Source organism: Paenisporosarcina sp. TG20 (assembly GCF_000286315.1).
Classification (GTDB): Bacteria; Bacillota; Bacilli; order Bacillales_A; family Planococcaceae; genus Paenisporosarcina.
Window position 1 is genome coordinate 16,893 of record NZ_ALJG01000365.1, and the last position, 15,386, is coordinate 32,278.

At 35.4% G+C, this 15,386-nt stretch carries 8 protein-coding genes and 2 pseudogenes; 4 read left to right on the forward strand and 6 right to left on the reverse strand.

Features of this window, described 5'->3' with window-relative positions:
* The first annotated feature begins 122 nt into the window (after positions 1-122).
* On the forward strand, positions 123-2,582 hold the full coding sequence (locus tag B371_RS0120585) for a cell wall-binding repeat-containing protein (RefSeq protein WP_019416221.1): 2,460 nt from the start codon (positions 123-125) through the stop codon (positions 2,580-2,582).
* 144 nt (positions 2,583-2,726) lie between these two features.
* Here B371_RS0120585 and B371_RS23170 read toward each other — a convergent pair.
* The 3 genes and pseudogenes from B371_RS23170 to murJ all read right to left on the reverse strand — a co-directional run.
* Positions 2,727-3,117 (reverse strand): annotated as a pseudogene (locus tag B371_RS23170) (IS30 family transposase); the annotation flags it as partial.
* A gap of 444 nt (positions 3,118-3,561) precedes the next feature.
* A complete protein-coding gene (locus B371_RS0120590; protein WP_019416222.1) occupies positions 3,562-5,004 on the reverse strand; it encodes an O-antigen ligase in 1,443 nt (480 codons plus the stop codon).
* A 14-nt stretch (positions 5,005-5,018) separates the two neighbouring features.
* On the reverse strand, positions 5,019-6,530 hold the full coding sequence (murJ, locus tag B371_RS0120595) for a murein biosynthesis integral membrane protein MurJ (RefSeq protein ID WP_369751131.1): 1,512 nt from the start codon (positions 6,528-6,530) through the stop codon (positions 5,019-5,021).
* A gap of 231 nt (positions 6,531-6,761) precedes the next feature.
* Here murJ and B371_RS0120600 point away from each other — a divergent pair, with 231 nt between their 5' ends.
* Positions 6,762-11,399, forward strand: a complete 4,638-nt coding sequence (locus tag B371_RS0120600) for a cell wall-binding repeat-containing protein (RefSeq protein WP_019416224.1) — start codon at positions 6,762-6,764, stop codon at positions 11,397-11,399.
* 550 nt (positions 11,400-11,949) lie between these two features.
* The gene (locus B371_RS0120605; RefSeq protein ID WP_019416225.1) at positions 11,950-12,564 is read left to right on the forward strand and encodes a CoA pyrophosphatase; all 615 of its coding nucleotides are present in this window, start codon (positions 11,950-11,952) and stop codon (positions 12,562-12,564) included.
* 134 nt (positions 12,565-12,698) lie between these two features.
* Here the strand turns inward: B371_RS0120605 and B371_RS0120610 are convergent, their stop codons facing one another.
* Positions 12,699-13,208, reverse strand: coding sequence for a GNAT family N-acetyltransferase (locus B371_RS0120610; RefSeq protein WP_019416226.1), 510 nt, complete (start codon positions 13,206-13,208; stop codon positions 12,699-12,701).
* A 212-nt stretch (positions 13,209-13,420) separates the two neighbouring features.
* On the opposite strand from B371_RS0120610, the gene B371_RS0120615 reads away from it, so the two are divergent.
* Positions 13,421-14,158: a SurA N-terminal domain-containing protein gene (locus tag B371_RS0120615; protein WP_019416227.1), complete on the forward strand. Its 738-nt coding sequence runs from the start codon at positions 13,421-13,423 to the stop codon at positions 14,156-14,158.
* A gap of 98 nt (positions 14,159-14,256) precedes the next feature.
* On the opposite strand, the gene B371_RS0120620 is transcribed toward B371_RS0120615, so the two are convergent.
* On the reverse strand, positions 14,257-14,877 hold the full coding sequence (locus B371_RS0120620; protein ID WP_019416228.1) for a LysE/ArgO family amino acid transporter: 621 nt from the start codon (positions 14,875-14,877) through the stop codon (positions 14,257-14,259).
* Between the two features lie 190 nt (positions 14,878-15,067).
* A pseudogene (locus B371_RS24220) lies at positions 15,068-15,227 on the reverse strand (hypothetical protein); the annotation flags it as partial.
* Positions 15,228-15,386 lie beyond the last annotated feature (159 nt).

Consider the following 15,386-nt stretch of genomic DNA (forward strand, 5'->3'; position numbering starts at 1 on the left):
GGTAAAATAAAACTGTATAGGAACGTTTTTATATTTTCATTATCATTGTAAAGTCTATTAATCTTTGCAAAAAAAATGTGAGTATGAAAAGGTATTCCTAAAAAAAAATAGGATGGTGGACAATGAATAAAAAATTCGTAACGGCCTTAACTGCAGCGACTTTAGCAGCTAGCATGTTTACTGTTAGTGCTCCAGTAACGGTCAAAGCAGCAGGAGATTTCTCATTAACCGTTTTACATTCAAATGATACTCACGCCAATTTAGACAACATTGCTAAAAAGGTAACACTAGTAAATGAATTGCGTGCAGCGAACCCTAACAATCTATTACTCGATGCAGGTGATGTATTCTCTGGAACTTTATACTTTAACGAATTTCAAGGTGCAGCAGACTTAGAGTTTATGAATATGATGAAATACGATGCAATGACATTTGGTAACCATGAGTTTGATTTAGGAGGCTCTGAAGAGGGCCATAAGGCATTAGCTGAATTTGTAACAAATGCAGATTTCCCATTAATTAGTGCTAATACAGATTTTTCTGCAGACCAATTATTTGCAGGCCTACAATCTCCTGGGTATGGTGGAAATACTGAATCAGGACAAATATTTGATGGTATTATTAAAGAAGTAGATGGAGAGAAAATCGGAATATTTGGTCTAACAACGGCTGAAACGGAATTTATCTCTAGCCCTAATTCAGTTGCGTTTAGTAATTATATTGATGAAGCAAATGCAGCAGTTGAGTATTTTGAAGGACAAGGCGTCAATAAAATAATCGCTTTAACTCACTTAGGCTTTGATGATGCATATGATAATGATTTATCATTAGCTGAAGCAGTTCCTGAGATTGATGTTATCGTAGGTGGTCACACACATTCAAAAATGGAAAATGGACATTTGGTTGAACGTGATGGTGCTGACACAATTATCGTTCAAGCAAACGAGTACAATAAATTCCTTGGTGAATTGGATGTAACGTTTAATGATGCTGGGGAGATTACAAGCCAAACAGCTCAATTACACACTGTGGCAGACGCAGTTTCAGATGAAACAGCAGCTGCAGCATTAAAACCGTATGCTGATCAAATTGAGGAACTTAAAAATAAATCAACAGGTGTTTCCACAACAGTTGTTTTAGACGGTGCTCGTGCAAACGTTCGTACTGGTGAAACAAACCTTGGAAACTTGATGACTGACGGTATGTTAGCCGCTGCGAAAAATATTGATTCAGATACCGTAATTGCCGTTCAAAACGGTGGTGGAATTCGCGACTCAATTGACGTAGGTGAAATCACATTTGGAGAAGTTTTAACTGTTATGCCTTTTGGAAATAACTTGGCAATAATGGAATTATCAGGTTACGATATTTATGAAGCATTAGAACATAGTGTAAGTCAATCACCTAAAGCGTCGGGTGCGTTTTTACATGTATCAGGTTTAGTTTTCAATTTTGATAACACCCAAGTAGCTGGTAGTCGTGTGTTAACTGCTTTTGTAGAAGATGAAGAAGGTAATTTAACTGAGTTAGATCCAGATGCAACATATAAAGTAGCGACAAATTCTTTCACTGCAAAAGGTGGAGATGGCTACTCAATGTTTGAAGCTGCTTATGATGCAGGAAAAGTAAGTGAACCTGGTAATCCTGACTGGGATACTTTCATTAATCACATTAAAGGTCTTGAAACAGTTGATGCTGGTCTTGAAGGTCGTATTAATCAAGTTCGTATAGCTGGTGATGATCGTTATAAAACAGCAATTGAAGTTTCAAAAGCTGGATTTAGTTCAGCTAAAACAGTTGTGATTGCACGTGGTGATGAGTTTGCAGATTCAATGACTGCAGGTCCATTAGCATACAAACTAAATTCACCAATTCTTTTAACACGTACGGATTCACTTCCAGAAAGTGTTATTGAAGAATTAAAACGTTTAGGTACAGAAAAAGTTATTGTTATGGGTGGTACTGAAGCAATTTCTAGCAAAGTTGTAAATAGCTTGTATGATTTAGGTATATCTGTTCGTCGTATATCAGGTGAAGATCGCTATGAAACAGCTGCAAAAGTAGCGACTGAGCTTGATGCAACTACTGAAGCAATTGTCGTGTCAGGTTTGAATTTCCCTGATGCTTTATCAATTGGTTCATATGCTTCACAATCAGAAACGCCAATACTTTTAACACGTGCTGACAGAATACCTGCTGCTACAACTGCTGCATTAGCAAATGTTGAAACAACTTTTGTAATCGGTGGAAAAAAAGTAGTAAGCGAAGCGGTAGCAAATGAACTTCCAACGGCAACACGCGTTGCTGGAGAAAATCGTTTTGAAACTTCTGTTGCTGTAGCTGAAGCATTCCACGCAGATGCATGGGCTTCATTCGTCTCGAGTGGTACTGGTTTTGCAGATGCATTAACAGGAAGTGCTCTAGCAGCACAACATGGAGCACCTATGATATTAGTGCGTCCTGAAAATGTTCCGACTGAAGTTAGTGAATATTTATTCGAAAATCCATTCTTGACTTACTTTGTTATAGGTGGCCAAGCAGCAGTTTCGGATGACACATTATTTTCACTTTATTACGAATAAGAGGGATATGTTAAGTTTTTAATGAAAACATAAAACCCAAACCTAGGGTACTTTGAAAAAAGTCCCCGGGTATTGGGTTTTTTGGTATTTAAGTAAGGTATGTATTTATGTTTTGTCAAATTAAGCGAGACAGAGTATTTTGATCTACATGTCCGCCCACATGTTCCATGAACTAGATATATAATCTTGTGCAATAGGACGAAAATCCATTTCTTTAGATAATCCATTCTGACGAAGAAGGCCGTTAGAATGCTCATTTAAATCTCTTTGAGAAGGCGTCCTGGATCAGCGAAATATATATCAATATCATGATTATTACTGATGGTTTTCCAATTGGAAAATTCTTTACCACAGTCGAAGATTATTGATATAAATAAGTGTTTCGGTAATTGATCGAACCATTGATTGATGGCATCTTCAATGTTGAATGCTTTTCTCCCAGCCAGTTTAATGGCAATAATGCACTTACTTACCCGCTCAACTAGCGTGTGACTGCACTCTTATGGTGGCGTCCGACGATTGTATCTCCTTCAAGATCTTGGCACATCGGATTAATGTGAAGAGTTTCCAAGCTGTGAAGCCTTAACTTGAATAACATTGTATCTTCTACACAGGTAATTGATAGTATGTTGATAACCCCTTTACGCCAGGTAGTTTAAAGAACTACCCAACTATAAAAAAAGAAGAAAAGGCCGAAATAGTATCTTCGGCCGCCACTCTTTATAAAATCAGTGCCTTTTCTTTCATCAACCCAAATCAAAAATACCGATATGCTCATTAGTTGAATGGGTGCGTCGGACGTAAATCCGCCGCAAGATTGCCTATAAGAAAGGGAGGAGCGAAGTGAAATTCGCTCCTCCCTAATATTTTTGAGGCTATGATGTAGTAAGGTTGCCGTCCAAAGCGACCCGGAAACCGAAGTCGATACAGACTGCTTACAAACAAATCAATAGCACTTTCTTGCGATAAAATAGATGTCTTATAAACTCAGTGGTTTTTTTAAGTAAGTAATTCCTAGGAATAAGAAGAAAATGAAAGTAAATATATCTGATTCCCATAAATTGTACACAAGACCCATAAAGAAAGCCCCGAGCAAAATACTAGTAATAAAATTATAATTCCTAGATTTACTTCTATTCTTCAGCGAAACGACAAGTATTGATAACAGGAAGACAGCGAAAAATAAAACTCCAACAACACCTGTTTGAGCAATTACTTGGATGTACTGATTATCTGAAAAGAACTTGAAGTTAATGCCGTACTCTTCGTAAATTGGTGACGAATAGCTCAAAGTTGCAGAATCTCCATAAGTACCAAAACCAGAACCTATAAGTGGGTTATCTTTGAAAATTTGTAGTCCCCTTTGAACGATAAACAATCTTCCTGTATTTTGGCTTCCTTCTAACGTATCGTCACTAAAAGTGGTACCCATACGATCAAAGAATCCGGATTTTCCTTCTACGTCAAATTGTTGAATTTTCTCTATTTTTTCTGTTCCATAACTAGTACTTTCAATAAAATTGGTTAGAAGATTAATAGGAAGTACAAAGAAAATTAGAGCAATTACAGGGTATTTAATAAGATCAACCATTAGTGTTTTATTTCTTGTTAGAATTAAATAAACAATTGCACTAATTCCAAATCCAATCCACGTTCCTCGAGAATAGGTAAGGATGAAAATAGCAACATTCAGAAACAGAATGATGTTAATTAAGTTCTTAGGAATGAATTCATAGAACCTTTTACAGTAATAGAAAAACATAAATGAAAGCCCTGTAAAAATAGCTAGTTCATTTGGATTACCGACTAAACCATAAATTCTTACACGGTTCTTAGCTGACAAAGGCAATTCCATCCATGACTGAGGTAAAAATAAGCTTCGGACAGATAGTTTTTCAACAATGGCATGAAACAAGATAATGAGTGTAGTCCACAACATTGCCCAAAATGCATGTAGAATATCTTGTTTTGTAACGCTTAACCGTTTCGCGATATAATAAACTAAGTAAAATAATACAAAAGTACGTACTTGGAAAATTATAGCTTGTAATTCTACTCCAGTTAATAAAGCTGACAACGCACCTACAACAACAAATCCAATATAACTAATTTCAAACAAATGAAATTTTAATAGAGATTTAAGGTTTTTTCTGAATAACCATATTACATGCAATAAAGCAGCAAAGATTAATGCGTCTCCAATTATTTTCATTGAAGAGTTATATTCAATTAAGTAAGGTCTCAAAGGCGTGAAAATAATCATTAAAATTAAAGCCTGTTTAGGATTAAATAATGACCACATAAATAGTACAGAGGCAAACAATAGCCCTAAAATAGAGATTCCGCTCCACGCTACTATGAAAAATGACATTAAGATGAGCAACCACATATATGGTACTGGTATTTTATTTATATACTTCATGAAATCCTCCAAATTTAATTTCCTTTATTGAATAATACATGTATTATTCGTGTTTTTGTTATTAACGACATTATTGTGTATACAACAATACCAATTATACTAGAAAGAATAAGATATAAAATAGTGGTTAATGAATGAATAAAAGGATTTATTAACCATAATACAAATACCATTATTAGAGTATTTAATAAAACTTTGGATGACTCTATCATTAATAATGGGTAATTTAAATGACCTAATGTACGATGGAATACAATTAAGTTTAATATAAAATATGTAAGCGCCATAATAGATGATGCTAATGGAATACCCAGATAGGTATTAAATATTTTAATAAACGCATAATTCAAAACCAAATTCAACGCAATTGAAAATAAACTTATTTTTAATATTACGGAACCTTTATTTTTAGCATAAAATGCTTTATTTATTATGTTTTGTAAACTGAAAAATATAACAGAACCTACATAATAATAGGCAACAGTTGCTGTGGATAATGTAGCTTGACGATCAAATGCACCGCGCTCAAATACTAGTTTGATAATATCGTCAATAAGCCATAACATACCTGCAACCGCAGGTAAAATGATAAAAAGAGTTAATAATAGTCCGCGTTCAATACTTTTTAGAAATTGAGACTCTTCTTTGTTTACAACTGCTTTGGATAGCATAGGGAAAATAATCGTTCCGATAGTTACACCAATTATCGCTTGTGGAAAATGGACGAGATTTTTAGCGTAATTTAAATAGCTTATAGCTCCACCTTGAAAAAAGCCAGCAAAAACATTATCTACTATCAAATTGATTTGACCAACCATGACTGTTATCGCGACCGGGACGAAAATTAGAGAGAAGGATTTTAATGTACTTAAATCCAACTTTTCATTTATAGCATGAACATCCTTAGGAATAAAAAAGATTCTTTTAAATAACAATGAAAGAATTGTTCCCACAAGGTACCCATATGCCATTGATGTCACACCAATTTTTTCAGCAAATAAAATACCGCCTAAAATAGAGGACAAAATTACAATAACTTGTGAAGTAACAGAAATTGAGAATTTGTTGACAGAATCTAAATACCCCTCATATAAGGAATTTACAGATACAAACATGATAGAACTAAAAAAGATAATTGCGACTAACACATTTAACTGATGTTTCTCCTCAGAGAATTCAGGATAAATGGTACCAAGAATAAATGGGGAAAGTACGATACCTAAAATTGAAATTGTGATTCCTACTATTAATGTACCTTTAAAGATTTGTGAGAAGAAAAATGATCCTTTTTCTTCTTTTTGGTATTTATAGTAACTAGGAATAAATGAATCTTTCATTCCCATCGAGAAAAGTAAAATGAAAATATTCGGTAAAATAAATGCCGTCCAAAAAGCTTCCGCTTGATCTGAGTCTCCAAAATAATAGGCGAGTACGATATCTCTAAATAAGCCGGAAAACTTTAGTATTAGAGTAGCAAGTATAAATAAAAAGCTGGAAATAGCTAGTTTTCTCTTCAATCTATACACACTCCAAATTAGTTATCTTAAAGAAACACATATAATTTAACTTTAACAGATTCATACTTACAACACTATTAAAAATATAATGTTCAATAAATAAACTAAAAATTATCTTCTTGACCATGTTAAACCTATATTGGTATAATCTGTGTTGAAGAGATTATCTGAAAAACTAGTTAATTCTATTAATTTAGGTATTTCTCTACTAAAACATGATTCCGGAGAGGAAATGATTTGATGAGTGGTAAGAACGTATGGAGAAAGTATCTCTCGACATTCCTGGTAACAGGATTAGTACTTAGTAACGCATCTTATATGTCGGCAGAGAGAAATGGGGAAGCACTAGATCCCAATATTGAAAAGGATGCTAAAGTCCTAAATGTTCTGTCAAACGAAAAAGCAAAACTTATTAAACAATTAGAAGCGAAAAAGTTTGAGAAAAAAGATTTAAAAGCAAATTTAAACCCAGAAGATGAAGTACGTGTCATCGTTGAAGTAGAGGGTTCATCTGCAATTGAAGTAGCTACTGGTAAAGGATTGTTATATAAAGAATTATCTTCTACTGAAAAAACACAAATTTCTAAAAACCTCAAAAGAACACATGATTCTCTGAAAGAAAAGATTTCTACACAAGGAATTGACTTCAAATCTAAATTTGACTATACAACTACTTTTAACGGGTTTAGTGGTCTAGTTCGCTATGCGGATGTGGAAAAAATTGAAAGCCTATCAAACGTTAAAAAAGTATATCTAGCAAACGAGTACGAAAAACCACAAATTACTCCAGACATGACAACAAGTCATGACTTCATCCAATCTTATCAAATTTGGGCAGATTCAAAGTTCAAAGGTGAAGGTATGGTTGTGGCAGTTATTGACACAGGCACTGATGTTAGTCACAAAGATTTCATATTAACTGATAACGCATCAGGTGAGGTAACTGCTGATGAAGTTACAGCAGCAGGTTTAAAAGGTAAATTCTACACGGCTAAAGTTCCATACGCTTATAATTACTATGATTTAAATGATACGATCATAGATATAGGACCAGCAGCATCTATGCATGGTATGCACGTGGCTGGTACTGTTGCAGCTAACGGCGATACCGAAAATGGTGGTATAAAAGGCGTTGCCCCAGAAGCACAAGTATTAGGGATGAAAGTATTTAGTAATGACCCGAATTTCCCATCAACATTCTCGGATATTTATTTAGCTGCAATTGAAGATGCAGTTACATTAGGGGCCGATGTATTGAACATGAGTTTAGGTTCTACCTCTTCATTCTACGAAGAAGATAGCGCAGAAGATGCAGCGATTACGAATGCTGTTGCAAACGGAATTGTAGCTTCGGTTTCTGCAGGAAACTCAGGAACAATAGGCTATGGCTATGATAGCCCATTCTACAAAAACCCTGACTATGGCTTAGTAGGAGCACCAGGTTTGAACAAAGACACAATCCAAGTTGCTGCAACAGGTAATTTAGTTTATGAATTTACACATACATTATCTAATGCAGATACAGCAATCACAGGTTTCGGTGTGGATGACTGGACGGATCTTGGAGAAGTAGAAGTTGTTAGTTTGAAAGCGTTAACAGGTAACCAAGCTGCTTTAGGTGCCGTAGCGGATTACAACGGAATTGATGTTGAAGGGAAAGTCGTTCTTGTTGAGCGTGGAGCGTTAACGTTTGTTGATAAAACGATGAATGCCGCCGCAGCTGGTGCAGCAGGAATTATCGTTTATAACTCAACTTCAACAGTGTTCTATAAAGATCAAGGTGGCTGGGATATTCCTTTCATGAAGTCAACACGTTCTGATGGATTAGCTTTTGAAGCACTTTTAGCTGATAAGAGTTCAATCACTTTAGGTATTAAGCAAGACGAGAAAAAAGAAAATCCAGAAGTTGGTCGTGCAACTGACTTTACTTCATGGGGTGTAACACCTGACTTAGAGTTTAAACCTGAGCTATCCGCACCAGGTGGAAACATTTACTCAACTGTAAATGACGATAAATATACGGTCATGAGCGGTACATCAATGGCAGCACCACATGTTTCTGGTGGGGCAGCGTTAATTCAACAATATCTAAAAGGTGATTCACGTTTTAGCGAATACACAGCTGATCAACGTACTCGCTTAGCGAAAAAATTATTAATGAACACAGCAGATATTACACTCGGTTTAGAGGGTGATGAAATTTCTCCAAGACGTCAAGGTGCAGGTATGATGCAATTGCATGCAGCAGTAAATACACCAGTCGTTGTAACCGACAAATCAACTGGAGAAGCAAAAGTAAACCTTAAAGACTTCCAATCTAAAACATTCTCGATGACTGTTACTGCCGAGAATTTGACGGATGAAGAAGTTAAATATACTGTGGGCGCTTCTGTTCTTGCAGATAGATTCGAAGAATATGGTGACACTGTTTACAACCTATTACAATCTGGAGACTTAAAAGACGTAATAGTAACAGCACCCGAAACAGTTACAGTTCCTGCAAATGGACAAGTTGATATAACAATCTCGGTTGATTTAACAAATGCTCAAGTATCAGGAATTAACAATGATGGCGATGAAATCTTCAAAGATCTTGAAGAAGACGTATTCGTTGAAGGATTTGTGAAGTTGACTAGTGACATTGCAACAACTCCAGACCTAGTAGTTCCTTATATCGGTTTTTACGGTGAATGGGATCGTCCTGCGATTGTTGACAACTTTGAAGCTGATGACAAGTTCTATCAATATTTGTTTGATGCATACAAATTCTCAAATATGCTAACAGATGGCGGTAAATATTTCCAAAAACCAGTTGAAGTTAATGGGGAAGAAGTTTATGTGATTTCTCCAAATGGCGATGGATTATCGGAAGATATTCTATCATTACCGTCACTATTGAGAAATGCTAAAGAACTTGAAACAAATGTTTTAAATAGTAATGGGGATACGCAATTAAGTTCTGTAAACAAAGAACAAGATGTTCGGAAAAACTACTACAATGGTGGAAGAGGTAGCTGGTATAGTTATAATGATTCTCGTACCTGGAATGGTAAAGTTAAGAATGAGATAGTAGAAGACGGTTTATATAACTATGAGCTAAAAGCTAAAGTAGATTATGAAAATGCTGAGTGGCAGTCTACTAAAGTACCAGTTTATGTGGATACAATTGCTCCAACTGCAGAAGTTGCGTTTAACAAAGAAACAAATGTAGCGAGTTTTACATTTGCAGACGAAGTTGGTACAGCGAGATATGCATTATTTGTCAATGGGAATAGAATAACAACAGGTTATTTTAACGCTTCAAATACAGAAGTAAACCTAGGTGACTATGATTTAGAAGCGTCAAGTGTAGAAGTAATTGAAGTCGTTCCAATCGACCATGGATATAACATGGGATATGCAGCAAACGTAATAGACGATACTGATTTCCCAGTTATACTTTTAGGTGGTAACACGCCATCACCTTATGGTCTTTATAATACAAAAGACATTTTAGTAAAAGGTACAATTAAAGAAGCAATGCTCGATACAGTAACAGTTAACGACCAAGATGTTGCATTCACTTTTGACACTATCAAAAATGTTTACAACTTTGAAACTACAGTATCATTTGATACTGAAGGACGCAAAGACGTGAAGATTGAAGCTGTAGACGTAAATGGTAACTCATTTGCAATTGCACGTTCATTCTTCATTGATGTAACTGCACCTACTGTTGGTCATGATGCTCCAAAAGTTGTAAATAATGATGTTTCAAAATTAGACTTTAACTTATTCGTTAAAGATAACTTCAATGCTGTTAAAGTAACAGTAGATGGAGAAGTAGCATTTAATCGAGCTTATATAGAAGAAACGAAAATTATAAACCCAACAAATGAAACAGTGGCAGTATCCGTTGATTTATCTGAAGGGGTAAATACATTCAATGTAGTTGTTGAGGATGCAGCAGGCCATAGAGTTGTGAAAGAAGTGACAGTAGAACGTTCTGCTTCTGAATTACGTGCTGAAAGAATTAATGGTTCTGACCGTTATGAAACAGCAGTTAAAGTAAGTCAAAAAGGTTGGGATACAGCAAGTACTGTTGTCCTTGCTCGTGGCGATCAATATGCGGACGCATTAGCTGGTGTGCCATTAGCACATCATTTAGGTGGACCATTATTATTAGCTAAATCAACTTCACTTCCAGCAACAACTTATGATGAAATTAAGCGCTTAGGTGCTTCTAAAGTGGTTGTTCTTGGTGGAGAAGGTGCAATTGCTGAAAACGTTGTAACGAAACTCACTCAAGATGGAATCGTTGTAGAGCGTATTTCTGGTATAGACCGTTATGAAACAGCAGCTAAAATTGCTGGTAAATTCGGAAAGTACGATACAGCAGTAATTGCTAGTGGCTTAAACTTCCCAGATGCATTGTCTGTTTCTAGCTATGCAGCTGAGCAAGGTTTACCAATCCTATTAACAAGAGATTCTTCATTACCAAAAGCAACACAAGATGCACTAGTGAAAGCTGGAGTTTCGAAAACATATGTAATTGGTGGTGCAATTGCGATTAATGATAGCGTGTTAGCTTCATTGCCTGGTAGCTACCGAATTTTTGGTGAAACACGTTATGAAACATCACTTGCAATTTCTGAGTTCTTCGCAGATGATACGAAGAGAGTTTTCGTTTCAACTGGTACGAACTTCGCAGATGCTTTAGCTGGTGGAGTCTTAGCTGCTAAAGAAGGAAGTGGCGTCTATATTGTTGGTAAAACAGTTACTCCTGAGCTTGGTAAGCATTTACAAGACTTAGGCGTAGAGTATGCAGATGTATTAGGTGGAGATGTTGCAGTACCTGAAAGCATCTTAATAGAACTTGATAAGTATTTAGGTAACTAATCAATTGTAAAACCCCACTTTCTAAACGGAAGTGGGGTTTTTCTTGTAGATAAACAAGTATATAATTATAGAGTGCCATGAACCCAGTGTTCATGGCGTTTTTATGTTGTGGAAGGCTGCGACTCCAACGGTACAGGGTGTTCATGTGAGACCCTACAGGAGCAGGTTTTTCAAGCGACGATAAAGCTGATGGATCGTCCGCGTAAAGAGTCCGGCTGTAACGGAAATCACTAGACTTAATTAAAAGGCTATCTTATAAAGGACCGGGCGTACTTTGACCGATTTTTCTTATACCATTGGGAAACTTCACTGGGGTTATAAGAAATCTTGAGCTACAGATATTACAATTTCAGTCTTTTTTTGTTATAATCGTTTTCTTGAATCAACCCAACATGAAATCGAAGGATCAGTGGTACAAAACCTGTGATGATTCGAGAGCTTGGAGTTTATAAGCTAATGTTTAATTTTAAAAAAAGTAATCTTCTTTCATTACGTGATTTCATTCATGGTACCATATGAATATACGAAATATTCATTTAGGGGAGATCTTATGTTTATAGAAAAGCTTAAAAATGAGTTAAATATAAATCAGCCTCTTTTTATAGGAGAAGAGACAGCCATGCGTTCTGCAGTTCTAATTCCACTAGTAAAGGTGGATGAAGAATGGCATGTGCTTTTTGAAGTTCGTTCACTGACAATGAGGCGTCAACCAGGGGATATTAGTTTTCCAGGTGGCAGAATCGATCCAACAGATGCAACACCACTAGATGCAGCTATCCGTGAAACCCATGAAGAGTTAGGTATTGATCCATCAGCGATTCAGATTCTGGGGCAAATGAGTGTTTTTATTCCAACATCAACATTTGTTGTCTATCCATTTGTAGCGACCATCGATAACCCTCTTACATATAACCTCAACAAAGAAGAGGTCGAAGAGGTATTCACGGTTCCGGTCAAGTGGTTGTTATCTCATCAACCTTATAAGCATATGGTTCCTGTTCAACCACAGCCATTAATTGATTTTCCTTACGATAAGATTGCGAACGGTGATCAGTACCAATGGAGGCCCCGGGCGATGGAAGAATGGTTTTATGAGTATAAGCAGTATACGATATGGGGCTTAACAGCTCGTTTGTTAAAACATTTTATCGATACCATTAAATAGATACTTTCTAGAAGAATTTTTTCGGATACTTGCTTTTCCCCATGTATCAAACAGAAGTTTGCTAAATAGCATAAGAAGCTAATCACACTAATTTTATTAGGTGAGTAGCTTCTTTTATTTTGCGAATACAGAAGTTATTTAGTCCAAATATAGTGAATGAACTTTAATTTTTGTCCATTCATTTCAAATTCTTCATCACTACATTCTATAAACTTAAATCCGTTTTTTTCTAAAACTTTTTGAGACGCAATGTTAGTAGTTGTTGTTTTTGCTTTAATCTGTTTCAAGTCTTTCACAATCATTGTTTCTAATAGTAACTTAAGTGCATTATTAGCTACACCTTTACCAATGTGAGCTTGTCCAACTCTATAACCAATGTGACCTAACTTTTGATTTTCATCTATATAAACTAAGTTCATTCTTCCAATAATAGAACTCCTTATATCTTTAATTAAATAAAAGTAAGAAATTCCTTGAGTTTGTTCTTCTAATAAGGCTTCATGCTTTTTTCTAAAGGTGTTCAAAATATAATAATCATCGCCACGAGTAGGTACCATTTCCTCAAAAAAACCTCTATTTTCAAGCTCAAATTCAAACAAATCTTCAATATCAATATCTTGTAATTGTACAATTGAAATGCTCATAAAAAATTCCCCCAATTCAGTATTAAAATTTAAAGACATAGAATATATTCGAATTTTTTATAATTTATATCATTTCTCGTTACATCTAAAAATGTGAATACAATCATTGTATATTATAATGGAGGGATATGAGTTTATTTTATCAGCAATATTCGTTAAAATGCTTACTAGGCTTATACTAAGAAATGAAAGATTGAAGGGAGTTTACACCATTGAATTTTAAAAGATTATTACTGCCACTATTAACAAGTGCTTTAGCATTAAGTTTAGCTGCTTGCAGTGAAGAAGAAGAAACAACGCAAAAAGGTACTGATGAGGAACAAGCTGCTGTCGAAGAAATGCAGACTAAGCTAGCTGAACAGCTAGTGGACAATAGTAAGGTAGTTGCTGTTGTCAATGGTGAAGAACTAAAAGGTGTTGATTATAATGCCGCAGTGACATCAGTGCAAGTACAATTGCAGCAATCAGGGCAGGATCCAACAACCAAAGAAGCTGTTGAATTAGTTAAAACTCAAGCGCTAAATAGGCTTGTTAATCAAACATTAATTTTGCAAAAAGCAAAAGAATCTAACCTAACTGCATCTGATGCGGAAGTTGACGAGAGATATGCAGCATTTGAAAAGCAATCCGGTGGAGAAGAATCTATGCAGCTAGCGTTGGAAGCACAAAACATGGACGTCAACACATTGAAAGAAGATATTGCCGAGTCTATCATATTTGAAAAATATCAAGAAAAAGTTGTACCTGCTGATGAAATAACTTATCTAGAAGTTAAAGCATACTATGATCAGGTTGCAGCACAAGCTAAAGAAGCAGATCAAGAACTGCCTCCAATTGAAGAAGTCAGTGAAGAAATCAAAGGTATTCTTGAAGAACAGAAACAGCAAGAACTACTATCCGCTCATGTTGAAGAGTTAAAAGTAGATGCTGAAATTGACTTAAAGATTTAACATAAATACTAAGAATTCATCATCCAATGAGGTGATGGATTCTTTTATTTATTAGGGTTCAAATCTTTTCTAGCCCAGACATTCCAATAGAATTAAACTTAGTTTATGGTTACTAAGAATGTGTAAGCGAAGTATAATGCCATGCCCCATATGACTATTGCAGAGATTTTATTTATTCTACCTAATAATTGACCGTTTACATCTACTTTGCCAACCTGCCTTCCTAAAATGGCTAAACCGAAAAACCAAAGCCATGATACTACTATACATGTAATAGTAAAAACCCACTTTTCAAAGTCAATATAACTCAAAGAACTGGTTCCAATGACCCCAATTGTATCTAGTATGGCATGTGGGTTTAACAAGGAGACCGAAGCGGCAAATACAATTTGACGTTTCGCTGAGAATCTAACAGTTGTGTTTTGATTAGGTACATTTATTTTGCTTTTCCACATCGTCCATCCCATGTACAGTAAGAAAAAGAATCCCACTACGTATAATAAGTTTCTCAGCACATCAAAACCTAATACTAATAATGAAACCCCAGTAACTGCTAAAGAAATAAGCAATGTGTCACAAACACCAGCTGTCACAACAGCTGGTAGAGCTTTTATGAATGGTTTTTGGATTGCTCCTTGAGTGAAAATAAATATATTTTGAACACCTAACGGTAAAATCAGGCCGAATGCTAGTATTAAACCATGTAAGAATGGTTCCATCCTTCAATCTCCTTTTATATGTAAGCTAAAATTATTAATCCAGTTTTCATTATAAGTTAAATTTAATTAAAAGGAACCAGTATACCTTAATAGAAAAGTAATCTTTTAAAAGATGCCATAAATTGAGAGTAATTATAAATACGTACAAAAAAAGGTCAGTAAAAAGTAAAGTAAATTACTTTCACTGCCCCTATATTAAACAGTTTCCGGAGTCAAATGGTGTAACTGTAATCTCTGGACGACTTTCAAAACGTATATTAACCCCCAGTTTGTCCTAGCCTTTCGCTGATATAAAATGGTTTCCCATCATGCTTATGCAACCCATTGATCATATTCATACGTATCAGTTCAGGTAAGGATTCTTGTACTTTTGTATAAAGAAAAATTGACTTATTACATTTTGGATCAATACATGTCATTTCTTTTGCTATACGGAAATTATGTAGGTGAATCTTTACAAGGAGATCATTTTTTTAAATTAAGGTCCCATCCGAAAGTGTAACATCATG